The sequence below is a fragment of the Shewanella sp. ZOR0012 genome (genome assembly GCF_000798835.1).
GTDB classification, from domain to species: Bacteria; Pseudomonadota; Gammaproteobacteria; order Enterobacterales; family Shewanellaceae; genus Shewanella; species Shewanella xiamenensis.
The window spans coordinates 1,365,042-1,389,794 of record NZ_JTLE01000094.1; the positions used below are offsets into that span (position 1 = coordinate 1,365,042).

The 24,753-nt window shown below is 44.4% G+C and carries 20 protein-coding genes and 1 pseudogene; 7 read left to right on the forward strand and 14 right to left on the reverse strand.

What is annotated here, in order from left to right; all coding sequences use genetic code 11:
- From L976_RS07725 to L976_RS07745, 5 genes and pseudogenes are all read right to left on the reverse strand, one after another.
- Positions 1 to 511 (reverse strand): annotated as a pseudogene (locus L976_RS07725) (alpha-amylase family glycosyl hydrolase); the annotation flags it as partial.
- Between the two features lie 436 nt (positions 512 to 947).
- Positions 948 to 1,166, reverse strand: coding sequence for a hypothetical protein (locus L976_RS07730; protein ID WP_047535704.1), 219 nt, complete (start codon positions 1,164 to 1,166; stop codon positions 948 to 950).
- Positions 1,167 to 1,174: 8 nt separating this feature from the next.
- Entirely contained in the window at positions 1,175 to 2,014 is an 840-nt protein-coding gene (locus tag L976_RS22740; protein WP_081990908.1) for an RHS repeat domain-containing protein, read from the reverse strand.
- A 41-nt stretch (positions 2,015 to 2,055) separates the two neighbouring features.
- Positions 2,056 to 6,744, reverse strand: coding sequence for an RHS repeat domain-containing protein (locus tag L976_RS07740; protein ID WP_047535706.1), 4,689 nt, complete (start codon positions 6,742 to 6,744; stop codon positions 2,056 to 2,058).
- A 911-nt stretch (positions 6,745 to 7,655) separates the two neighbouring features.
- The gene (locus L976_RS07745; RefSeq protein WP_231570481.1) at positions 7,656 to 7,970 is read right to left on the reverse strand and encodes a helix-turn-helix domain-containing protein; all 315 of its coding nucleotides are present in this window, start codon (positions 7,968 to 7,970) and stop codon (positions 7,656 to 7,658) included.
- 124 nt (positions 7,971 to 8,094) lie between these two features.
- Here L976_RS07745 and L976_RS07750 point away from each other — a divergent pair, with 124 nt between their 5' ends.
- Positions 8,095 to 8,286 carry a hypothetical protein gene (locus L976_RS07750; protein WP_037415839.1) on the forward strand — a complete coding sequence of 64 codons (192 nt, stop codon included), beginning with the start codon at positions 8,095 to 8,097 and terminating at the stop codon, positions 8,284 to 8,286.
- A gap of 124 nt (positions 8,287 to 8,410) precedes the next feature.
- A complete protein-coding gene (locus L976_RS07755; RefSeq protein ID WP_047535708.1) occupies positions 8,411 to 8,731 on the forward strand; it encodes a hypothetical protein in 321 nt (106 codons plus the stop codon).
- A gap of 166 nt (positions 8,732 to 8,897) precedes the next feature.
- Here the strand turns inward: L976_RS07755 and L976_RS07760 are convergent, their stop codons facing one another.
- The 8 genes from L976_RS07760 to L976_RS07795 all read right to left on the reverse strand — a co-directional run bounded on the left by L976_RS07760 (position 8,898) and on the right by L976_RS07795 (position 20,594).
- Complete coding sequence (locus L976_RS07760; protein ID WP_047535710.1) at positions 8,898 to 9,794, reverse strand: hypothetical protein; 897 nt, start codon at positions 9,792 to 9,794, stop codon at positions 8,898 to 8,900.
- Positions 9,795 to 9,969: 175 nt separating this feature from the next.
- Positions 9,970 to 10,821 carry a hypothetical protein gene (locus L976_RS07765; RefSeq protein ID WP_007651331.1) on the reverse strand — a complete coding sequence of 284 codons (852 nt, stop codon included), beginning with the start codon at positions 10,819 to 10,821 and terminating at the stop codon, positions 9,970 to 9,972.
- Positions 10,818 to 12,569, reverse strand: coding sequence for an AAA family ATPase (locus L976_RS07770; RefSeq protein WP_047535712.1), 1,752 nt, complete (start codon positions 12,567 to 12,569; stop codon positions 10,818 to 10,820). Before L976_RS07770 ends, L976_RS07765 begins: the two co-directional genes overlap by 4 nt.
- A gap of 41 nt (positions 12,570 to 12,610) precedes the next feature.
- Positions 12,611 to 14,599, reverse strand: a complete 1,989-nt coding sequence (locus tag L976_RS07775) for a restriction endonuclease subunit S (RefSeq protein WP_047535716.1) — start codon at positions 14,597 to 14,599, stop codon at positions 12,611 to 12,613.
- Complete coding sequence (locus tag L976_RS07780; protein ID WP_047535719.1) at positions 14,599 to 16,512, reverse strand: N-6 DNA methylase; 1,914 nt, start codon at positions 16,510 to 16,512, stop codon at positions 14,599 to 14,601. Before L976_RS07780 ends, L976_RS07775 begins: the two co-directional genes overlap by 1 nt.
- A gap of 25 nt (positions 16,513 to 16,537) precedes the next feature.
- The gene (gene hsdR / locus L976_RS07785) at positions 16,538 to 18,952 is read right to left on the reverse strand and encodes an EcoAI/FtnUII family type I restriction enzme subunit R (protein WP_047540281.1); all 2,415 of its coding nucleotides are present in this window, start codon (positions 18,950 to 18,952) and stop codon (positions 16,538 to 16,540) included.
- 107 nt (positions 18,953 to 19,059) lie between these two features.
- Positions 19,060 to 19,995: a restriction endonuclease gene (locus L976_RS07790; RefSeq protein ID WP_047535721.1), complete on the reverse strand. Its 936-nt coding sequence runs from the start codon at positions 19,993 to 19,995 to the stop codon at positions 19,060 to 19,062.
- Positions 19,996 to 20,393: 398 nt separating this feature from the next.
- Complete coding sequence (locus tag L976_RS07795; RefSeq protein WP_047535724.1) at positions 20,394 to 20,594, reverse strand: helix-turn-helix transcriptional regulator; 201 nt, start codon at positions 20,592 to 20,594, stop codon at positions 20,394 to 20,396.
- Positions 20,595 to 21,075: 481 nt separating this feature from the next.
- On the opposite strand from L976_RS07795, the gene radC reads away from it, so the two are divergent.
- From radC to L976_RS07820, 5 genes are all read left to right on the forward strand, one after another.
- Complete coding sequence (gene radC / locus L976_RS07800; RefSeq protein WP_047535728.1) at positions 21,076 to 21,567, forward strand: RadC family protein; 492 nt, start codon at positions 21,076 to 21,078, stop codon at positions 21,565 to 21,567.
- 37 nt (positions 21,568 to 21,604) lie between these two features.
- Positions 21,605 to 21,967, forward strand: a complete 363-nt coding sequence (locus L976_RS07805; protein WP_011071648.1) for a hypothetical protein — start codon at positions 21,605 to 21,607, stop codon at positions 21,965 to 21,967.
- A gap of 138 nt (positions 21,968 to 22,105) precedes the next feature.
- The gene (locus L976_RS07810) at positions 22,106 to 22,462 is read left to right on the forward strand and encodes a type IV toxin-antitoxin system YeeU family antitoxin (protein ID WP_047535735.1); all 357 of its coding nucleotides are present in this window, start codon (positions 22,106 to 22,108) and stop codon (positions 22,460 to 22,462) included.
- 243 nt (positions 22,463 to 22,705) lie between these two features.
- On the forward strand, positions 22,706 to 23,119 hold the full coding sequence (locus tag L976_RS07815) for a DUF2787 domain-containing protein (RefSeq protein WP_047535738.1): 414 nt from the start codon (positions 22,706 to 22,708) through the stop codon (positions 23,117 to 23,119).
- Between the two features lie 141 nt (positions 23,120 to 23,260).
- Positions 23,261 to 23,821, forward strand: coding sequence for a tyrosine-type recombinase/integrase (locus L976_RS07820; RefSeq protein WP_047540283.1), 561 nt, complete (start codon positions 23,261 to 23,263; stop codon positions 23,819 to 23,821).
- Positions 23,822 to 23,908: 87 nt separating this feature from the next.
- Here L976_RS07820 and L976_RS07825 read toward each other — a convergent pair whose 3' ends face one another.
- The gene (locus L976_RS07825) at positions 23,909 to 24,718 is read right to left on the reverse strand and encodes a hypothetical protein (RefSeq protein WP_047535741.1); all 810 of its coding nucleotides are present in this window, start codon (positions 24,716 to 24,718) and stop codon (positions 23,909 to 23,911) included.
- Positions 24,719 to 24,753 lie beyond the last annotated feature (35 nt).

Here is a 24,753-nt window from a genome sequence, read left to right on the forward strand (position 1 = left end):
GCGCTTGCGACTTAAATCGGCCTTCCCAAAAGGCACCTTTGCACTCATCTTCTCGGTTTGCTTTACGGGCAATCTCTTCATTTAGGCAGCGCATAAACCAGGAGATACTACTCAATCGCTCATGCCACTGGGTAATTAAGCCATCGAGTAACATGCGTTCACCTTCGATTAATGCATCACCCTTCATATACTTAGTAGCAATTGCATGGCCTTTAGTGATTTGGCACCAACGGCTGATAATATCTTTTTGCGTTAACGATTTGGCCTTATCGGCATCTATTTTAAGCACTAAATGATAGTGATTGTTCATCACCGCGTAGGCGCAAATATCGATACAAAATATCGCAGACAAGGCTTTGATTTTATCAACAATCCAGCCACGTCGATGCTCGTAGCTACGCCCAGATAGCTTATCCTCACCACACAAAAAAGCCCTTCTAACACAGCGATTTATCACATGATAGAAGGGCGTTGCATTGGCATCAATTAGTTGTCTTCTGACCGAAGTCATAGCAAACTCCACACAGACAAAATCAGGATAATTTAAAGCCTAGTTGAAGAGTCTAAAAGAGTCTAAAAAACACAAATATGCCTGTCCCCGCTATTTCCACAGACAAAATCAGGATATTTTAAAGCCTAAATAGCTGTTCCGAATAGTAGATCACTGCACTCGTAAGGTTTCTATAAGGGATACGGAACATGCATCGTGCGCTGAGTCTTGTTACTTCAGGCTTTGGTGCCAGATTACACGCATGCCATACGCCACATGGATTCCGGCAGAATGTAGCACTATTAGGATCAGTTATTTAGTTGAAGAGTCTAAAAAACACAAAAAATATGCCTGTCCCCGCTATTCACCCCCTCTGCCTGTCCCCGCTATTTTCTACCAAAGTAGGGCATTGACCTTGCTAACCCCGAGGTGACCATATATGTCCAGTTTTGTTCTTCTATAATTCAACCAATCTCTTTGCCTCAGCGATAGCAGAGTTTAGGTCGCCATAAGTTCCAGTTGGACCAGGAAACTCACGAATTTCATAATACTTGTCCTCTTCAAGATCGTATTTTTTTATATAATGAACAAGCTCAAATCCTCCATTTGGTGATTTAACAATATCTATGGATTTTTGTTTATTTTCAGATGAAATTCGTTCTAATGTTTTCCTCATTCATTAACCTATTTTCTATCTTCATTAATTATTGTTTTGGGTTCAATTAGTTCATTAGTGGATGCATCTCTAAAAGAGTGCGTTTGTATAGTAGAACCATCTTTTGCCTTAAAAGAATCTGAACTAACTTTTTGGATGTTTGCAGAATCCCTTCCTGTCTGACTAGCGATGCGATCAGCTTGCTTTGCAGGTTGGCTAATAACAGTTCCTCCCCCCTCAGAAAGTTGAGAAACTTGTGACTCTGACGCCAACTGTTTCTCTAACTTCACTGCATTTACAGCAGATTCTGCTCCACGACTGGCAGTAATTGCCATGCCAGCGCCACCTGGAACTATAGGAATAGCTATTGCAACTCCATCTGCAACTACGCCAATTGCATCAATCCCAGCATCGGAAAAATTACCATCAGCAAGATTACTAACCATTGAAGTGACGCCAACTGATAGGCTGGCAGCATCCCACAATGACTCTGCATAATTCCCATCCGGATCGATATATTTATAAGGATTATTATTCCCATAGGCATAGCGGTTAAAGTTATGGACATCTTTAAACCCCATCGGGTCATTGGCATAAAATCGGCCAATCAGCGGGTCATAGTAGCGGGCCTGCATATAGGTCAGACCTAAGTCTTTATCCTGCAGATGACCTGTATAACCAATCCCTTCCTTATCGCCGCCCATGCGCTTACCAAATGGTTCATACTGGCTGCGACTGATAATATTACCCGACTCATCCGATTCTGATACGACCGACCCCAACATATCTGTGTGCTGGTAACGCACGGTTGCTGCTTGAACTGGGAGCGCAAAGAGCACTAATGCACATATCACATTTATCCATTTCATAAAATTAGCCTTCCTTAACACTGATGTTTGTCCCTGAGCAATTATTGAGTACATTGGCTACCACTCAGCGTCCAGTCAGATGGGCAAGTGTAAACGATAGCGGTGGTTGCCAATCGGCTACATTGAGAGCCGCTGAGTGCCCAGCCAGAGGGACAGGCGTATACTGGGGTACTGGTCGCATTTTGCGATAACGTGCGTGTACAGCTAGTACCACTTAGCGTCCAGCCAGCATCACAGGAATATACCGATTTTGGTGTCGCGGCATAGGTCTCAGTACACTCCCATAAACGCATTCCCCCACCCATTGGCTCTCCCCCAGTACAAGAGATACCCGTTCCCGTAGGACGTGTACTCGATGTTTGACTAAAAGATAGGGTGCACATTGAGGTAGCAGTATTGAGTGTCCCACCTTTAGGGCAGCTCAACTGAGTCGTGGTATTGGCTGTTTTAGATTCAGTCTTACGACAGGTTGAACCTGAGAGCGAGTAACCTGCCGGACAGCTGTAGCTATAGCTGCTAATACTGGCACTTTGTGTTTCTGCTTTTTCACAAAGCGTTCCTGCCGCGTTTAGGCTGTAGCCCACAGGGCAAGTCTTCGTTGCTGGTTGTGTGACTGCGCATCCTGATGGCGGGCAAATATCCACTTCAGCCACTATCTGCTTACCAAGGTAAACGCTGTCTGTCTTTTTACCATTATCATCTTCACGGTACAGTAGCTGTCCGGCTTTGTTATATACGGTATAAGCAGTACCTGATGGCTTGTTCTGTTTGATTTTGCGATTAAAGCCATCATAGACATAAGCCATGTCTTTAGCGGCCACCATTTGCTGAGCACGATTAAAACTCAGTGAATAACGTCCATTATGAGTAATATTGCCAGCGGTATCATATTGATAGCTGTAGGCATAGGCACCACTTAAGTTATTTAAACGATTAAGCGTGTTGTAATGGTAGTTGATAGTGGAATTGTTCAAACTGCGACTAAGGATGTTACCCAGACCGTCATAAACGTAACGTCCTGTTCCCCATTTGCCATCGGCAGACCTCAACCTATCGACGCCATCGTAACTCAGGTTAGCGATGTTGTTGCTTGAGTCAACACCATCAATCAAGCGGGTTAAATTGTCGTTACTGTCATAACTAGGGTCGAGGCTATTCTTCAGCGAGCCCGCTTTGATATCCGTTAGCGCATCAATTCGCCCAGTGGTGTCCAATGCGACGTTACGTACAATGCCATTACCATAGGTGAATTGTTTAAGTTGTCCATTTGGATAATAACTGACTCCTGAAGCATAGGTACCTGCCTTTGTGGCTTGACCTAATGCATTAGGCGCAAAGTCCACCACGGCACCAGAGGGATATTGGAGAGAGGCAACACTACCTAAGCTATCGTAGCCCGATGTCAACGCAAAACTGCGACCATCAATGCTGAGAGTTTCACTCTGAGGCAAGTTGAGACTGTTATATTGATATTGCCACACAGCCGTTCCCGTTGTTAACGACTTCAAATTGCCGTTATTGTCATAGGTATACTGTCTGTCAGGTGTTGAATCTGGGAAGTCTTCTGTCTTGAGTGCACCGACGTTGTCATAAGTAAGCACCACTCTATGTGCCGAAGGTACGGAGGCTTCATCACAAGACGTCGCGCTACCAGATGTCCCCTCTGCTCGCCATATCATTTCACCAACATTATTATAGCCAAATGCTGCCATCCCCGTATCAGGACGCACCACCTTACACAGGTCGCGATAGCCATTGTACAAACGGTTTTCCGTAATCGAGCCCTGAGTAATGGCAACAATTTGGTCTAATTCATTGTAGTTGATACTAATGACATCAGTATCAGGCGCAGCTATCTGCGTCGCTTTCTCACTCGATGGCGAGCCATAAGCCAAATAATTTGTCAGTGTTGTATTGCCACGACCATCTGTTACTGCAGTTTGATTGCCTGATAGATATTGCGTCGTTGTCTGGCTATTATCACTTGTGCGAGTTGTGGATGTGGTGCGAATGAGCCCATCGTAAGCGATAGCGGTTCCTAGCGTCTCATCAGGTGAGGTCGATGGAAATGAAGTAAAGGTAGGCTTACCGTAGACATTAAATGCTTGGCTAATATATTTGGCGGTTGCAGACTCGTTATTTAAGTCCCACTCTTTCACTAAAATAGGCCTCATTAAGCCATCGAGCGTGACCGTCTTTTTGTAGTTGCCACGTGTAATATTTTGGAACAACGCCGCATTATCACTACTGTCTAAGTCGTAGCTAATGGTTGTCTCAGCCCATCGCGTATCCGCATTCTTTACATTGATAACGCGGTTATTACTGTCATAACGATACTGAGTTTCAACACCATTAAAGTCGGTTACTTTGATGATATTGCCACTGCCATCGACCACCATTGATGCCGACAAAAAACAGGTATCTGGGTTTGCACAATTAGCAGTGTCGCGTTGAGGTATTTTGATTAACTGCGGCTTGCCACGCATATAATTGGCAAATGCCATCCAACGATTGTTTGCATTGAACGTAGTTTGCTTTATGTTGCCATCACCATAGTAACTATGCGTGCTGAGTAATCTGCCATTTTGATACTCTTGGTAAAGCGAAGACTTTTCGGCGGAATTATCAGGATAATAGGTATTCTTCTTGGCGGTAATATAGTTAACTCCATCAAATGAAATGGCGTTGCTATCCTCAAGATTAATTAACCAATTATTCAAATCATGATAGTACGTATTTTTTAGGTATTTCCTATTAGTATTAAAACTATTGGACTCTACCGTTAATTCGGGTGAGCCGTAGTTATTGAAGTTTAAGAACTCTTTACTATAAGTATCGACTCTTGAGTCTTGCGTATGTTGATAGATAGTACTTTTTATATTATTGACAAAGCTGTTGTACTGCGACTCATTTTCAAATGAAGCGCCGCTGCCTGAAAAAAATTTTCCATCCCACCTACCGCTAAATAACTGTGATTTACCTATCGCACTCCCTTGACCATAGGTCATCTCGTTGCGCTGCAATAATGTCGTACCGTCAGTATCGTACAAGTAGGTCGCAACCTCCTTATCTTGCGAATAGTTATAACGACGGTCAAACACATGGATTGCTTTACTACCATCAGGAGCAACCACAGTAGTTGAACGTAAATCCATTGCTGACATGCCACTTGGTAGTTCTGGTAGACCCGATAATGCCTGTGGTGCAGGTCCATAATCGCCACTTCCATCGATGTATTGCCCTGGGTTTTGTGAGTAACTGTAATACCAATGCAGAGGAGAAACGCCTTTTCCTGATAACGTCTTTCTAATCAGCGCAAAGTTTGAAAAACATCTGTCGAATTCATTAATTCTAATTAATGGATTCGAATTAAGTTTTTTGGGTACTTTGGATCGCCCAAATATTGTCGGCCTAACTTCAAACTCGGCTTTTAATCCATTGGGATGAGTCACCCTACTAACATAAGAGCGAGGTATATAATTAGGTAAAAAATCAGAAAACGAACATTGGAAGTCGTCTTGCTGAGTACCACCATAACTGTATTGTATCTGTCGCTGCTCTAGCGCTTTGGTCGGTGTAAAATCAATATCATATACCCATTCACGTCCATCAGGTAACACGACTCGATAAAGCTGATCTGGGTAAATATAGGCTGGCCCAACAGGTTTTGTTTGCTCAGCTATTCGATAATAGTACGACCAAGTTTTTCCATCACTTGTAATAGTCTTAATACGCTTTCGTTCTACACCAAGTTCATAGGTAAAATGAATTGACCTGCCATCGGAAGAGGTGATCGAATCCAATTGGTCTGGCGCGCTGTAGTGGTAGGTTACTTTATTATTAAACCTATCCTTTACTTCAGTAACCTGCATATACGCTTTATATACAGTAGCCTTAGTATTCCATATACTGCTCGTTTCCTTATCGACGAAAGGAATATCTAATATCTCGGCAGGAAAAGTACGTAACATACTAAATGTATAGGTAATCCCCTGTGGAGATGTGGCAATAAATGCTTCTGAGTTGCCATTAGCCTGACAGGTGATACGCCAGTTTTTAGCTACTCGCGTGACGCCTGGGGTTGCCGTATTGGGTTCAAGCAATCGTTCTGAGCCTACACTTGGGACGTTAATAAAGTCACCGTTCCAATATTGTTTCGCGACAACATAGCCCATACTATCTCCAAGGTAACTTGAACCTGGATTGAGGGAGCCTGAGCAAGGTTTGCCGTTAGTCCACGTATTAACTGTAGAATCACCATCTACTATGGTGGTAGAAATTGACGGTATATCTAACTGCCAATCCGCAAAGTGCAATAATTGCCCTTGCGAATAATGGACCCCTTTATAAACTCGAGTAATACCCATTTCGATAGGAAAATTACCAGGAATAACTAAATCAGTATTTGTCATACTGATAGCCCCTGAATTTAAATCAACCTTTTCACCGAAAAGCTCAGTTGTTTCAGGGGTCACCTCTGTTTTTATATTCATCCTTGCTAAGGCAAGTTCAGCGGTATTTGTGGGGGATGTGTCCGAACCTCCGGTATCTGCCGCTGATACAACAGCAAATTTTGAAATACTCTGAGGCTGTTGAGTAAGGCCAAAGCCAGGCTCCTCCAACGCTTCGGCAATCACAGGATTTATGTCGGCAGCATACGCTGCACTTGTAAGGGGCGATAAAAATGTCAAAAATAATGCGGAAGACAGTTTCTTGTAACGGATATCCATATCACGTTGTCCTTATTTTTATTCAACATGAATTACTAATATATTTAATGTTATTCTTTAAATTTGAAATTAAATCGATCTCAGCTAAAGTTAATGTTACCAATATCATAGTGGCAACATTTTTCCACATAAAATAACATTGAAAACATTACTGAAACAAGTGGTTGTAGGAAGCTTGGTGAATTCACACTAGTTAATTTCAAAGACAAAAACCTACTTATTGTTCAATGGACATCGCGAACTGACCGAGTAGTCAACATAAAGTGCAATTAATCACTGCAAAAATAATTATTAATAGTTTTATTTTTTTAATCATAGTTGCCCATCTATAGGATTTTTCGCTAACATTTCTCAAACAAAATATGGTATTTCGTCTTAGCACAAACCTCACTGCGAGGGAGATTCATCCCCAACATGTTGAATAGATGAATAATGTCAATTTGGTTTGGGAGGTTAACCAATGTGACCCAATTTGTTACGCCCCTTCATTGTTTATTTTTTAGTCTAAAAATGGAAATAGCTATACCTCATTGATTGATGCATAAACGCTAGGAGCATGTTGGAGATGCCATTCTTAATTTAACAGAATGGATTACAAAATCTCATGCATAATTGAATGTAAGGCTATGTCTAAAAATGAAGCGCTGAATTGTTTTGGGGCAAAAGCTTTTTAGCCAGATGAACAGTTCGATGGTCATAAAGATTGGCATTGTTGCAACTGTGACCGTTGGCGGCATGGATGAGTTTATGGCGTGTCACAGGGGAAACAATGACAATTCATCCTACACACCTGACGACAAACTTATCTAGCTTTGGGGCATAAAGGATTTAGAAATGGCAGCGTACCGCATAGGATCGCTGCCATTTTAGTATGAGACTTTATTACTCTCCCACACAAGGCTTATACCGACTTAACGCACACCATAAAGCCTCTCTGCCGTTATCCATAAATCCGATGGATTACAATTTAGCGCTTGAGCAAGTTTCCACACTGAAGCGATAGATGCCTTAGCCATACCACGCTCAACACTTGATACAAATGATCTAGCAAGTTCAGCCTTATCCGCTAGCTCCTCTTGGCTAAACCCCACCTCAACACGACGTAACTTAACCGCTCGGCCGAAAGCCATCCCCATTTTTAATACTTCATCATCATTCACTTGAGAACTCCAGAGCATTGAATACTGGATAATTCTCAAGCACTGGCTATAGACAAACCACGCCATAAAAGATACATTTAGACCTGTATAGTTGTCATTTTGATATTTAAAGTCTAGAAAATGCTTCTAGTGAGCATCTTCTTTCAAGACCGGTGATGTCGTTCAACACAATTTTTAAAAGGAGTTATACATGTCTGTCGTAAAAACCATGTCAATCATAGGAATGGTGTTTTTCCCTTTATGCCTCATTCTTGCCTCTGCATTTGCGGAAGTTGATTTAGAAGCCTCTGCCGGCTGGGGGATATTTTCAGCGTTGTACGGGATTGGATACTCAATCACCGTTTTTGTCCAAACCAAAAAGCTCACTAATAGTGCCTCGTAATGACTCACCTTCGCCCTTTGAAAAAGCAAAGGGCGTGAGTCTAGAACATTGAAAATCAACTTGGTTTAAAACAAGTTGATAGAGTTCAACGATACTCTGACATACAGTAAAAAGTGTGGTTTATATGATTAAAACATTGGTTATTTTAGCTTTTACTTTGATGATTTTTGGCTGTGGAAACTCGCAGCCTAACATTGAAATTACTTACGAATATCAAACAACATTTGGCTATACGTACCCAAGTATCAACGTAAAAGCCATTAGCGATACTGTAACGATAAACAAAGTCATCATAAACAGGGGAAATTGTGGCGGCACCGTAATGTCGGGACTCCCTAAATTACTTAAATTTGGAGAATCGATTTCAGTGATAGCCAATGGTGATTGTGATGTAAAACAAGTCGATGTGCTTACCGATGATGGCGATTGGTCTGTTACGTTTTGATTCATCATTACCCACTAATTGGACATGTAGGCACTTCCTATTAGTGGGGCTTTATTACTAGATTAAATACCCCTAATAACCTTACAAGCGACACCCAATACCCCCCATAAAAGCCAAAATTTCATACGGTTAAAATCATCACTTTTAACAACAGCGCTGTAATCTTCTATGTTAAAGACTTAAATGCCTCTTCGAATTTCAACACTATACGAGAATGCTCCGCGTGACTTCGAGTGCGCATTTGGTCTGCCATGTTCAGCCATAGGCCGATAGCTTCACGGTGCCCAAATTTGTTAGTTTCTGGATCGACACCCTCCAAATATTTATCAGGGTTAGAAATCAACTCTTCAATTGAAACACGACCTTTTACCTTCAACCGGAAAGCGTCTTGAGACCCATAATCATAAACAGGCAATCTTTGCCCTTGTGCAACAGGCTCAAGCACTTTTGCAGCTACGTATGAACCATAAACGATCGCATACCTTCTCAGCATGGAAGCCAAATTTGCGGCTAAATAACCTCTACAGTGCCAGTAACAAATACGATCATAATTGACCAATTCAAAACAATATATGGTTCGTTGATTAACCTCTCCCACGGGAACCGATATCACCAACACCCCAGAGTCATCAGGATAAAATAAGCTATTGCTGGTGGGCATATACAAAGTCGCCCGCAAAGGTAGATGCGATTCAAGTGCAATGCTTTTTAGATAGGCATCAAATCCTTGAGGATTTTTATAAAAGGAATGCGGCTCGTAAACCACATCACTAGCGCAATCTAACCAATCTCTATTGATACCAAAAAGCTGCGCCGCTTTTTCCATCAGATCAGAAGTTAACACCTTAGTGAGTGATTCTGCAGAGTGACAATCGGCAATACTTAGGCAGTGTCCAAAGAAATCAGGAATTTGACTTGCCTTTACACCATGGGCATTGAATAAGGCAAGAAATCGGCTGGCAGGAGTCTCTGGTTCAGGTTGCTTTAAAAACTTTTTGACGTAATGAGCAATCTTTTCAGCAAATTGTAAACCGCTTAATAACTCACTAATCCCTATCGCCATCATCACTCCCAAACTAACCAGTCCATCACTTAGTCTAATTTTACGTCCACTTCAAACTACAATAGTTGTCAGAGCTTACTCATAGTGTTGTTCCACTCATGCAGTCATTAGCAAATAGACTGAACCAATAAAGAGCAATACATGTCAGTAAGGTAACTTCCTACAGCATGACGCCCTAACCAACCAGTCTTGAAAGTTGCGGGTCGTTCCGTAACCAAATACACCATTTCGCTACAGCTGAAAGTTCAGACTCAGGTTTTGTTAGGCAAGCAATTTCACGCGCAGTGGATCTGACTCGCTCACGCGCAGCAGGAGAGTTACGTGCTTCCGCAAGAGCATTGTGATATTTGTTAATCAACTTTGAGGTTTTTTGCCAGACTTTACGGCGTTCCTCTGACAAAACCTGATGTTCAGTAAGTTTCAATCTTTCTACCGTGCGTTTAACTCTCACGTATTCCCAACGGGGAATACCAGGAGCTGGCACAGCCTTGCCTTCCTCGTCAAACGCTAGAAGTGTGACATCATACGCGTTGGTAGGGTCGAGAAAATGTTGATTTTCGTCGCCTTCGCAGCGGCGCGTGAAAGTAGAAACTGGTGAACCATAACGAAGAGGAAACCAAACACCTTTTTTACAATTAGGCACGGTGCCGGCTATTCGAAAATTCATGTAATCAAAAGCTAGCCACCAATAACCGTCGCGCTCTTGGCCTTTAACATTACGAGCAGCCTTTTTGGGTCGAAAATGCTCTACAGTTAAGTGTGAAGCAAGGTCGCGCGCCTCAGTGAACCAGCATTTTCCGCCCGATAGAGTTAATAACCAAGGTTTTAGTTTTCCCCAATGATTGTCGTGTTTATCAATCAAGCTATTACGCTCTTTGACACTTCCTGCAGCATCTAGTTTGGCAAGCTCATTAACCAAACGTGCTGACTCAGCTAACCACGCATCCCAATCGGCTTGAGTCCAACGAACATTGGCAGGCAAGTCAGTATCGGTCGGCAGTTTGTTTTCCAAGTCGATAAAAATCATTCGCCAGCTTCCTCGCGCAGAATTTCGCTTATTATGTCATCGGCGATACGATCTTGTTCGGCTTGCTCTTCAGGTGTAAGTGTCGGTTTTCTGAATTTGCGGTGTTGGGCCATCTTGCGAACAAACAAAGCGTAATCTGGGTCGCGAAAATCGGCGGTCGAAAAGCCAAGATCGGCTAGCTCGGCAGAGAGCCTCGAAAGTTCAGCATCTTCTTCCGGCGTACGCGGTGACTTTACAAACAACTCATTGCGGCGGAATAATCGACGTTCGGTTTCAATATCGAGTGTCGATGACAGGCCAAATAATTCACTTTTGAGCAACCCCGTAACCCCCATACCTTGCGGGTGTTCATCGGGTGATTCAATGACTGAACGATCACCGTGCTTGCGCAAAATATGTACCTGCTCACGCTTAAGACTACCCACCATCATCGGGTCGTGGGTGGTGATCAGAATTTGCGATTCTCCCTGCACCAGCGCATCTTTATCTGAACTTAATACGCCTTCAATGTCGTCGAAATAGCGCAGCTTCCAGATGGGGTTCAAGTGGGTGTCGGGTTCATCCAATAAAAACAAGCAATGGTCTTCGCGGGTAATACGCATTAAGCCCAGAACAGTGAGCATTTGTAACTCGCCTTCAGAGAGATGGGTAAAGCTAACCTTGCCGCCATGCTCATCACGCTTTTTGACGGTAATGCGTACTTCGTCGATTAAATCGCCAATATAGGCGCCTTCGGCGTAGCGGAAGAAACTGTCGGGGCCACCGACCAGTTCACCCAACTCTTTAAGTTTTTCTTTGTTGGGTATATACAGGTACAGCTGTTTTTGTTTTTCGCTGCGGCCACGAAAATCAATCTGTTTGCTGGCTTCCTGCTCAATGGGTGCCCAGGCCACTTGCCAGAGTTTATCGAGAAATTCGCTGACCACATTGCCACGGGCATACCAAAAACGTGGGTCGCCTTCGATAATTTCGTTTTCATCAAATTTTCCATTACGGCGTTTTTCGCGCAGTCGGTGGGGTTCTTTGAGTACAAACAGCGCCGATTCCAGTGATTCGATATGTAGGTTATTGAGTACCTTTTTAAACACCGGGTCATCCGAGAGTAAACAGGCCAGCAATACCAATTGGCTATGACCGCCACGGCAATAAAACAGGCGGCGCAGACGGTCGTCACCGGCTTGTTTGAGTTTGGCTTCGCGGCGGAGTTTGGCTTCTTCTATGGCGCGAATGTCGGCTTCACTGGCGGTAAAGTTTTGCAGCAAATGTTCGGGCAGTACTTCATCGGCGGTGATTTCTTGCCGTAAGTTAAAGCGGCGCTGATGCTCCTGAAACAATTGTTCAATGCGCTCATGACGGCCAGAGTAATAGGCAAAAATATGTGAAGGCAATAGTTCACGGTTTTTTAGTAAGAAGCTTTGAGTTTCCTTTTTACCGTCTACCCATACTGTTGCTCTGGTTTTAAGTACATCAAAGTCAGCCTGGATGCGAACAATCCTTTCTCTGATTTCATACTCCAATGTGTACTCAAACGGTGGATCTATTTCGAGATCTATTGTTCGGAAGATATTAATCAACGCTTCTATTAAGTTAGATTTACCTGTGCCATTCTGGCCAATCAGCGCATGGCTGCGAATGCGTTTGGGTTCGCTGGTCGTTGCGCTCGCAACCGGATCCAACGCGCAGGAAAAACTCACTTCCAAATTGCGCAGGTTACGAAACTGCGGAATGGCTAAATATCGAAGTTGCATACAGTTCCCATAAAATTAGAGTCCTTTTAATCCCAGTCCTTTTAGTTATCTGCCTTTTCGCGCATTTCGGCAGGCGCAGGTTCCAGCAACCAGCCGTGGGTGACTTCGGTTTTTAACTGTGCGTAAAAGGCATCAATCTCACCGCCAAAACGCTGCCACAAATCTTTGGCACTCATCTCGCCGTTATGGCGGGCCAAAATGGTGGCCAGCGGGGCTTGGGCTTTGACATCGGGCGGCGTACCTAAACGCACCGGGGCCACCAGTTCAGTTTGTGGGGCTTTCATAGGTTCCTCTTCTTGTTCGATGGCAATGCCGGTGAGGGTGGAAACGGATGCCTGAGCTAGCAATTCTCCAACACTAAGAGACTTAGTTCGCGCACTGACTGCTCTGTCGCATAACGCGTTAATTTCTCCCATCCTGCTAAGAATTCGCGCGATTTCATCTTTCGGCGGCACCGGCACCAATACGGATTCAAGAATTTGAAGGTTAATATTTTTTTGTGCTGTAGATGGAGCGAATGCCAAGAGTTGTTCACGCGCAGTCTTCATAAAGAGCAGGAAGTATTCGACCTTATCTCTCAACTCTTTCGCAGGTAAAAATCCAACAACACTATCTGGAAAACACGCCTCAAACCCGAGAATCGCAGAGTCTGCAATATTTGCAGCAATAGTTATGCAAAGAGTACCTTCAGGCCATAATTTACTTTGAGCCAAACCAACTTCGCTGTACTTTGAGTGGTATTCGCTAATTAAATTTCCTGCCCGCGCAACTTCGCCCGTTTGAACTAACGGGTAAATTCCGGGTGAAAATAACTTCGGATCATTTCGAGGTCGATGTTTTGATTTTCCACGACCAAAGATGCCTAGCTCCGGAAATCTTGCCCATACCCAGCCTTTAGGTAGCTCAAATGGAGCTTGCGACGCATCTATCTCAGGAAGTGGTTTACGTCGTTTAATTTCACCGTTTCGAACCAGGTCTTTATATTCTTCAGCACAACGAAGCAGGATGTGATTTGCAGATTCATCTGTATCTCTCTGTTCTGTTAATAAGCCCCTGACAGCTAATTCCATAGCTAACCTGCGAACATCCTCTACATCCTCCGGCGCGGAAAACAGTTGCTCAAAGTTGTCTTGCAGGCGTTGCCAGTTATCTTGTAGTTCGTGCGGGCTTTGGCTGGCGGCGACGGCTTGCAGGGTAGCTTGGCGCAGGTGGTTTTGCAGGGTGCGGAGTTTCTGTTGCTGCGCTTCCAGCTGATCGCATAAAGCCATCAGCTCATCAACTTTAGCAACAATGCGGGATTGTTCTTCAAGTGGAGGAAGGGGAATTGGGAGCGATCTAACCGTAGTCGTATTTAATTCAACCTGTTGGGTTGTCCCTGATACAAGTGAATCTGAATGCGACGGTTCAATGCGCAACTGCACCCATGGTGAAGCAATCACGCACCAAAAATAACGTGGCAAGCAATTAGCAAGCCTGATAACAGTAACATGTGAATCCGCTACTGCTGATTTTTGTTCTGTAGTTGAATAGATCGCGACGCGCCCAGCTGTTCCAGTGCCAGTTGAGTTCCAAAGCAAATCACCGTCACACAAAAAACGCTCTTTACCATACTTTTCTAAAGAATCATCTGCAATATGTCGAGCTGGCGTTAGATCAAAACCACTCCATTGAACGCATTTTTGCGATACAACATAAGTAGAGCTTTTATCTACGTATTTTGGCCCTTTTCCCCGCTGGATATATTTACAAAGTCGTTCCAATCGTTCCCACTTCCAGTGCTCAGGAATAATGTAGGGGATCTTTGACAATGGGGGCTGCATTCTGGTCGAACGCAGTTTAAGAGCTTCTTCATATGCTTCACGGATATCGTTAGCTTCTTTGATTGTATCTTCTACAGGTTGAGAGGATTCATTCTCTTCCACGAGTCGACCCGAGATTGCCAGTTGCAAGACTAACTCTCGAAGTTTGACTATTCCATTTGGCGCATTGGCAATATGGCCAAACTCGGTCAAAAACTGTTGTGCGTCCATCAAGCTTCCTCGTCACTGAAGTGATGAGCCAGCGCCGCAGCCAATTCGCTTTTGAGCTGATTTTCGGTTTCTTCAATTTCACCTAACAGCTTTTTGTATTTAATAAGCAGCTCGTCCGGGTCGTGGCTTTCATCCTCTGGCGCATTGGGGTTTTTTAAATCCAGATTGAAAATAGGCCAATAGAGGCGGTCGCCAGCGGCTTGGGCATCACGCGCCTTTAACTCTAGAGAATCAACCTTATTTTTAAGAGTCTCGATAGCATTGTTTAGATTGGCAATAACCCCTTCAGGCATCGCTTCTTGAATAGCGGTTTGTAAGGCGCTGATGAGGGTTGCTGTGTAGGCGCGCTGGCTATCACTTGATCCGGTTAAATCTGCATGTAAATCAACCAACTGCTCATGAAGCAAGTCTGAAATGCCATTATCTTTTCTGCGACCAGTTAAGGAGTCACTAAGATACCTAGCTTGCCTGCGAGCATCTGATGCTTGACTACGTAAACTTTCGGCATTTTTCCAATGTGGCTGAGCAGCCGCTTCGGCCTGTTCGCGTTTAGCTTTGAAGTCTACCTTCCATGCGAATTCGTTTTCTTCGCGACTGGCAAAGTCGTCGCTTTCATCGCCCCACCAATCTTGCTCTGGTTTGAATTCTTCCAGACGAATGGGTTTGGTTTTGCTGTAGCTTTTGTAGCCCGCTGGGTAGGGGTGTTCGTAAAACCAAATGGTGTCAGTGTGAAAGTGTTCGCTGCCATCGTCTACTCGTGCGCCTTTGGTGAAAAACAGCAGGTTGGTTTTAATGGTGGTGTAAGGGGCAAATACACCTTTGGGTAGGCGGATGATGGTGTGCAGTTTGCATTCTTGCAGCAGCAGTTTTTTAAGCGTGCCTTTAATGCCATCGCCAAATAAAAAGCCATCGGGCAACACCACAGCGGCGCGACCATTTTCTTTTAGCAGTTTTTTGATGATTAGCGCCATAAACATATCGGCGGTTTCGCGGGTTTTTAGGTCGGCCGGGTAGTCGCTGCCTACACCGTCATCTTCATAACCGCCAAAAGGTGGGTTAGTGATGATGCAGTCGACTTTATGGTTAGCACTCCATTCGTTCCAACCTCGACCCAAAGTATTCATATGTTCAATTTGGCTAGGTACATCGATACCGTGTAACAGCATGTTGGTGGTACACAACAGATGCGGCAGTTGTTTTTTCTCGATGCCGTGAATGAGGTCTTCAATGGCGCGCTTGTCTTCTGCGCCCGATTTCGTGGTGAGCTGATTACGCAGATGATCAATAGCGGCGGTTAAGAAACCGCCGGTGCCACAGGCTGGGTCCATGACACTTTCGCGTTTATCCAAGCGCGGGTTAACGCGGTCGGCCATAAAGGCAGTAATGGCGCGGGGGGTATAAAACTCACCCGCGTTTCCTGCACCACGTAGGTCATTAAGGAGTTGCTCGTACACATCACCAATATTAGCGCGGGTTTTAAAGTCGTGAAAGTTGATTGCTTCTTCGAGCTTTTCGATCACCGCCAGCAGTTGGGTGCCGGATTTCATGTAGTTGTTAGCGTCTTCAAACACGCTGCGAATGACTTTATGAAGCGGGCTGGCATTTGCATCTATTTCTTTTAGCTCAGGAAACAAATCATTGTTAACAAAGCTAATGATTTCACTGGCAGCAATCTGTGGCGCTTTTTTGCCATCGGCACCCGGAACGTAAGCTGCCCAGTCTCGCCAGCGTAGCCCTTTTGGCAAGGGGGATACGTAGTCTTTGTTATCGTCCTCCCACTCTTCTTCGCGCTGGTCGAAGACCTTTAAAAATAGCATCCAGGTGAGTTGCCCAAGGCGCTGGGCATCGCCATCAACGCCATCATCTTTTCGCATGATGTCCTGTATGCTTTTGATTGTACTAGTTAAATTCATCTAATTGTCCACTCTATTGAAATGATCAGGCACTCAGATCATCTCGGTATAATTCAATTTCTAACTCTTTTATGGCCTGGAGGTATTGTTCGATACTGCCAAAAATACCGCGTCTAATCTGGGTTTTGCTACCAAGCTTATCAAAAGGGGGCAGCTCTAAAATTGTTGGGTTTTCAATCTCTAGGACGCCATTTTCAGCAAACTTTTCAACTAAGGCCTCCAGCACAGCTTTGGCCTGCTGGCCGTATTTACCAAACGCATCCCGTTTTTTTACTTGGTTTGCTCGTTCCTTACGAGTCAGGGGCTTTTGGTCAAAAGCAAGATGTGTAATCAAATCGAATGCATCCATTTCATCGCCATTGGGTATTGCATGCTGCAACAAGGCCAAATCGATGCCATGTTCGGCCAGTTCGTCGATAATGGCCTGCTTTCTCTCGCTCTCATTCCAGCGTTTTAGGAAGCCAGATAGTGTACCAAAACTTTCCTTGAGGGATTGTTCAATCTGCTCTTTTAGATGTCCTTGATAGTCCTCAGTGATGAGTTTTCCATCAATATCCAAGTATTGCGAACGTTCTGCAGCCAAACCCACTGCGACATCATCCAGGTAGAATTTTTTCCGAGGCTCACGGACTTCTTTTCCACCATTGTTGCCGTTATCTTTGCTGGAGTCAGGATCGGGGGGAAGTTCCCCACCATCATCCTTAGGAACTACTGGATCATCCTCACCGGGCTCATAGACAACAACCGGTTCACCATCAAAGTCGGGATCAGAGAATAAACGTGTCGCCCCCTTGAAATCCATAATGGTGAAATAGAGCTTGTTGTAATCTTCCCTTAGACGAGTACCGCGACCAATTATCTGTTTAAACTCAGTCATTGAGTTGATGTTTTGATCAAGAACAATGAGTTTGCAAGTCTTGGCATCCACTCCTGTGGTGAGCAGCTTAGATGTTGTTGCAATAACGGGATAAGGCTCATCGTTGTCGATAAAGTAAGACAGTTGTGCCTTGCCTTCCTTATCATCACCGGTAATTCTCATGACATATCGCCGGTTACTTGCAGCAGCAGGGATAAGCTTGACCAATTCCTGACGCATACGCTCAGCGTGATCTTGCTCATCACAAAATATAATTGTCTTTGCCATGGGGTCTGTGTTTGACAGGTATTCCCATACTTTTTTGGCAACGAAGCGTGTACGCCTCTCTAGGATAATGTTTCGGTCATAATCCTTGGTATTGTAATGACGTTGTTCTACTTCTTGACCATATTTATCTATTTTGCCTTTTTCGGGTGTATAACCTAATGCATCAACGTTGGATGCAATGCGGATAACTTTGTAAGGAGCGAGAAATCCGTCTTCAATACCTTGCTTAAGAGAATAGGTATAGATGGGGTCACCAAAATACTTGTAGTTAAACTCAGGGTTGATAATTTCACCATCAATCGCCCTTTTTTCTTTTGGAGTTGCTGTTAGGCCAATGTGAGTTGCGCTTTCAAAGTATCTGAGAATTTCGTGCCACGCGGAGTCCTCCTTCGCACTCCCACGATGGCATTCGTCAATTACGATTAAATCGAAAAAATCTGATGGAAACTGAAGATATATTTGCTTCCAGTCTTCTTTACCTGTAACAGCTTGATAAAGCGCTAAGTAAATTTCGTAATTCTTTTTAGCCTCTCGATTGGTGACTTTATGCATGTATTTGCCGAAAGGCGCAAAGTCTTGCTGCATGGTTTGGTCAACCAAGATATTTCGATCGGCTAGAAACAAGATGCGTTTTTTAGCCTTGGATTTCCAAAGCCGCCAGATGATTTGAAAAGCCGTATAGGTTTTCCCGGTACCAGTGGCCATAACCAGCAGTATCCGGTTTTGTCCTTTAGCAATGGCTTCGATAGTTCTATTGATTGCAACTCTTTGGTAATAACGAGGACCTTTTCCGCTGCCATCACTATGGTAGGGTTGCCCGAGGAGCGTATCGGTTTCGGTTGCTATGCCTTTCCAACGTTGGTAAAGAGGCCACAAGGTGTCTAGGCTTGGGAATTCATCGAGACTTAATTCTGATTCTACTGAATGGGTTAAACCAGTTCTGTCATGGAGTAGAAAGCCGCTGCCATTGCTACTTAGGGCGAAAGGCACGTCAAGCATTTCGGCATAGCTAAGTGCCTGTTGCATGCCGTGACCCACCGAGTATTTTGCTTGCTTCGCCTCGATGACTGCAATTGGTAAGTTCGGCTTCGCATACAACACATAGTCTGCACGTTTAGGGCCGCCTTTGGCTTCTGGATTTTTTATCCGTGCCGCCAGCTTACCTTTAACCATGACACGACCGGCAGTTAGGTTAACCTCCTCGAAGAATTGATCGCGCTTCCAACCTGCTCTCTCAATCGCCGGAGTAATGAATTTGGTACAGATGTCTCGTTCGCTGAGCTTATTCTTGTCCATCTTAACTATCCCTAAATCCATTCAGCACATTCACACAAGGCAGATCCTATCGCTGCTTAATAATCTGATGCTACTGAAGATACTTACAGATCGGGCGAGTTCAAAAATCACTCTTCCCAAAAATAATCTGAATCAATTGCCTTAACGGCGTATAGCTCGCGTGTCGAAACACCGACATTGTGCTCTATCATCAGCGCCGCAAGTTCACGGCCATCGATGAGCACGATGCGCTTTTCAATCATTGAAACGAAATCACGGGCATCTTTGCTGAAGGTCGAAGTGGTAATAAACACCCCTTTACGGGCGCGGTGCATGTCAAGCGCGCCAGCAAAGGCTTGAATATCTGGTCTGCCGACTGTGTTATCGCGATAGCGTTTGGCTTGCAAGTAGATGGAGTCTAGCCCGAGCTTATCCTCTTTGATGATACCATCAACACCGCCATCATTGCTGTATTGGGTTGCTTGGCCTGCATCCTTTTGACTGCCGCCGTAGCGCATGGCCAACATTAAATCGACCACCAGCTGCTCGAAAAACTTGGGCGATAGAGTGTGGATTTGATCAATTAATTCATCGGCAAGGACCGAATTGAGGGCGGTGAAGGCTTGCGCCATTAACTCTGTTGGGGTTTGAGTATTATCGTTATGACTGATACTGGCATAACGCTCTACTTTGCCTTGTTCTGTTGATTGCTCATGGTGAGCACTTCTAAAGTCATTAAAGGTATCAAACAGAGATAAATAGTCGTTATTAATAAGCTGACCACTCGCCAGAGCTTCCCTTCCCCTATTGGTTATTTCGCAGATACCACGCTTAGGTTGATGGATAAGTCCCGCTTTAACCAGATAGGTTTTAGCCCAACCAACACGGCTACGAATGTAGGTTTGTTTACCGCTGGGCAAGGTGAGCGCAAGCTGCTCTTCAGAAAAGCCATAGAGGACAGCAACGTCATCATAAACCTGCTTCAATGGTTTTTGCTGGCCGCCAGCTAACACCTTAAGCACTGCAGGCATCATCTCTTCATAGCTTGGAATTGTATCGACCATCCCTGTGCCTCACCTCTTATTATTCTTGTGGCAAAAACTGCAATGGTAATCGCCTAAAGGCTTTTGAATATCATGTCTAAAGCTGATCAACTAAACGATTACATCAGTTAGATTAATGCCTATAATTTTTAGGATTGTGTCAGAAAAGATCCATCTAATCCAGAGAGATAGCACACAGTCTTTGTACTTCGGGATTTCATTAAAACCACAAACGCCCAAACAGGGCCTCATTAAATTGGGGGCGATAGAAAGAGATCTATGCCCAGCGACCTCAACTACGCGCTATAAAGGCATGAAAACGGGCTTCCGCCTTTGCTATCTAGCAAAATCTGACAAATAAGTTAATTAACTTGATGAGGTGAAGGCTTTCACTAGCCTTCACCTTTTTATACTGTTTATTAAAGGCATTCTGTCACCGTACCATCCCTCTGCGCGATCCTTTCTAATATCCACTCCTGAACTTCACTTTCGACCCATGCAACTGCTCTATCGCCTAGCGAGACCGACTTAGGGAAAGTGCCTTCATCAATGTATTTGTAGATGGTTGAACGGGCAAGGCCTGTGCAGTCGATAACTTCTTTTAATCTGATTAATCTCATTTTTTGAATCCTCTGGTTTAGTTCAAACCATGAGGAGTGGCGGTTATCTTTAACTGTGAAATTTAGCGGTCTCCAACCTTTTTCACATCTATATCAATGACATGCAGTAACCCTTTTACTGTCACATCCGGCTACCAGAAGCGATTGCAACCAGTGGCCAATCTATCTATTTAAACTAAGGAGGCTTTATGCCTATCGCATTTATCGCCGGCTTTATGCTTGGCGTTGGAATTTACCGCAGCCTAAAGGAGAAGGATTATGTTTAGCCTGCTCATCAATAGGCCCGTAGCTGAGTTATTTATTCTCGGCGTGATTGCTGGTTACGACTGGGCGAAAAACAAAGGTATATAGCCTAGGTTAGTCATGTCCTCACAAAGCCAAGGTGCCCACAAGCACCTTGGCTTTTATGTCTGTTTCGAACATTTTTTAGCTATATATCACTCCAGTGCATAAGCCCATTAACGCTTTGAAGGAGCCCGATATGTCAACAAAACCTATGCCCATCAGAACAACCATTCGACCTGTAACGCTATGGCCGCCCTCGGATGACGTCATCCTCGCCTCTGCCGCAAATATCATTGCCGAGCGCTATGTGAAAAAGGACGCCTATACTAATCCACAGGCCACTAAGGATTTTTTAACTTACAAACTGGGTGGTTATGAGCGGGAGGTGTTTGCGGTGATGCTACTCGATAATCAGCATCAATTACTCGAGTTTAAAGAGTTGTTCTTTGGCACTTTAGATGCGGCCAGTGTTTATCCACGGGAAGTGGTTAAGGCGGTATTGGCTGTCAATGCGGCGGCGGTGATTTTTGCCCATAACCATCCCTCCGGCGAGTCTGAACCTTCAATGGCAGATAAGCACATAACCAAACGGTTAACCGATGCGCTGGCGCTTATCGATGTGCGCGTGCTTGACCATATCGTGGTTGGTCGCACGCCAGTGTCCTTTGTTGAGCGCGGCTTACTCTAGTCAGCGTTAATGCCAACCATTTTTCAAGGAGTCCATCATGATTGAATTTACTGATAGCTTTTCACAGGCCTGTGTTGCCGAGGCCTGCGCCGCGTTTCCTGAACTGCGTAACCGCTTAGCGGTTGAACTCATTTTGCCGATGTTTGTCCGTCCACTTAATGCCATGGGTCAAGTGATTGGCAAGCCGATTGTGGCACCTAATCCACTGCTACATAAAACCGTGTTGAGTGTGTTTCACCGTGATGTGGTTGAGCACTTACCCAAGGAGATTGCCTTTTGCCGCTATGTTTGCCCCTGTGATAGTTATGGTGTGCCAACAGGTGAATGGCAACGGGTGATCAACGGTGTGTACTTCAACCATGGCAGTAATGAACAGCCTAATTGGAGTGTGCATACCTAAAAACGATTACCCGCCCTGTATCCAGCTAGCTGTATTCACCGCTTGTACTTGCCTATGTATTTATCACCGCTCCCGCTAATCCGCTAACAAACAAGCAAGCCACTCCCTTTGTTTCATCGTTCAACCATTGAGGTCACTATGACAACCCTAAAACTTTTCGATATTGAGCACGCCTGGGGCTTGCCCCGTAAAGTGTCCCCCCGCTTTGGTGCAAGGCTGATTTTACGCGGTCTGCATTTGGATTATCTCCATGACCGCGCCAGTTTTGTCGGTGAATTTCCACCAGCAATTAAACAACAATTTGTTGAGGCCTTTCCCACTATGGTTAAACAGCTTGAGCGGCTGGTGGCCGAAGGCGAGATTGATGCCACCAAGCAGCACTGCGTGAGCATTGAACACGCCGGCTTTACCTGTGAGGCCGACACACTTGGCAGTTACGGCTATTTGTATATTGCGATTTATCAAACCGTAACTAAACCAAAGCTAAGCCACTGACCACCAGCAACTTCGCCCTCACTCGATAACTTGTTCGAGTTCGTAAGCCTGTACCAATCCCCTAACCGTAAGCCCTTTTCCTAAACCCTAGCTTTAGAGCTCTATCAAGCAGCCCTTAGCGACTCACATTAAACCGCTCGACCAACAACTCTTTTATTAACCCAGCCGCATAGACAACAAGAGCCAAGGCGTGACTGCGCCTTGGCTCTTGCGTATGCATGTAAATCAAACAAGGAATATCCCATGACATTAACCATCAAGCGTAACCAACTGCCAGCGATGCCCGATCGTTTTTACCAAGTGATTGAAAAGGAACTGGCCAACCTCGATCCAAAAGATGCCAACGCCATCACCCTTAATTTTCGCGACCCTGATTACAGTGCCGAAGCGGGTGGCTTTCATCCCGTCGAAGTCCGGCTTGAGAAACAGCAAGATCACTGGCGTTTAGTGTACGTCACCGACTTTGCATTTCGCGGTCATCCCTTGCCTGAACTGGTTAAAGACATCGATATCTGCTTTAACAGCAAGCAGGTCTATAGCCTGTTTAGCGGTTGGATTGGGGAACGGGAATCACAGGGGCTGATTAAGTTGTTCAGCGATAACTTTGTCAGTTACTACCAGATGGAAGCCTATCAAGTGGAAGTGAGCTTGGATTAACCCGCCTCGTTATTTCAATGTTGTTGAACGCCTGCAAGTTCCCGTAACCATAAAACGGGAACACTCAAACCCTTGCCCCATAAGGCTTTCAACAACGCAAGTGCCCAAAAACACGCTATAGCAAAAAAGAGGAACATGACCATGCCTGAAGTTCAAGCGGTTAAAGATCAAGACACCGTTAAGCTTATCAGCTATCTACTCGAAAGACAGTTTAGTCAGCAACTGGCCGATGTGTGGAATATCGGCCTTAATCTCGCCCTGAGGATTTCTGACTTACTCTCGATTAAGTTCAGTGATATCCATGGCGATAGACTTATCATTAAGGAATCTAAAACCGGCAAAATCGCCAATATCAAGCTCAACTCAAAAACGCTGGAACGGATACAGCGAATTGCGCGCGAGCATCCGAATCACATTTACCTGTTTCAGTCTTACCGCAATCAACGAGCGAAAAACACCAACCCCGCACCTTTGTCACGGCGCTATATTTGCCGCGCCCTAGCGATGATTGGGGAAGAGCTCAAAATCGCCTTAGGCACCCACTCAATGCGTAAGACGCGAGGCTATCTGCTTTATCAACAAACCAAAGATATTGGCCGAGTAATGAAGATGCTCAGGCACAGCGCCGAAGAAACTACCCTGCGCTATATCGGTATTGAGCAGGACGATATCGATAAGGACTTTGTCGAGCTAGAAATCTAACAGGTTAAGAGGGTGCCAGTTCACCCTCTACATTTTGGTACTCACAGTAAGCTTCAAGGACTATCATCTATAAACAATTACTTGATTTTATCTCACCGTAAGGCCCACTCCATTACCTGCCACGCTGCTTGCAAGCTTTTCCAAGGTTTCATTTTGCAAGTCAAATACATATAAATCGATACGCTCTTGCATAAAAGTATCTGACCAAGGAACCAAAGAGATACTCAAAGTTCGAAGTGTGATAAATCTGCCATCATCACTTTTACTTACAATACTAAATAAGTCCATGACAGATATTTTTTTCGTTCTTAACACTTGTCCATCGGAAAGGCGCAGCCAGTATAATGTTCCGCCCTTAACAGCTAAGGCTTTATCCTCACTTAAATAGATCATGTCTGTATAATCTTTTAATGAAAACTTACTAAAGGATAAATCGTTTCCATTGACAAGGTATAAATCACCTTTACTAAGATAGAAACTCACGAAATTATCAGAATAGGTGTATATATTAGGTGGACGTCGGACTATCATCACTTTATCAATGCGATGAACCTCTTTACCTTCCTTAACAAAAACAATTTCACCCACATTGTTGATTACTGAAAAATACATATATGAGTCTTCAGTAAAAAAAACGGTGCCTCGGCGCTCTGGGTGATATTCAACGGAAGAATTCGTAAGATTAAGAATATACTCGCCAAGATTTAAGATCCCATTGGAGATGGATAACTTGTCGCCATAAACTCGCATGACAGGGCTATTGCCCGCATTCACATGATATTCTCTTATGGTGTCGCGAGTTTTTATATCAATAACACTGACTATACCAGTGCCAGCACCTTTGTTAAATTCTAAAGTCTTAGAGGTGATGACCTGCGTAGGCATTGCTGAAGTCATAAAACTTATTCCCAATAACAAACATGATAAGAGAG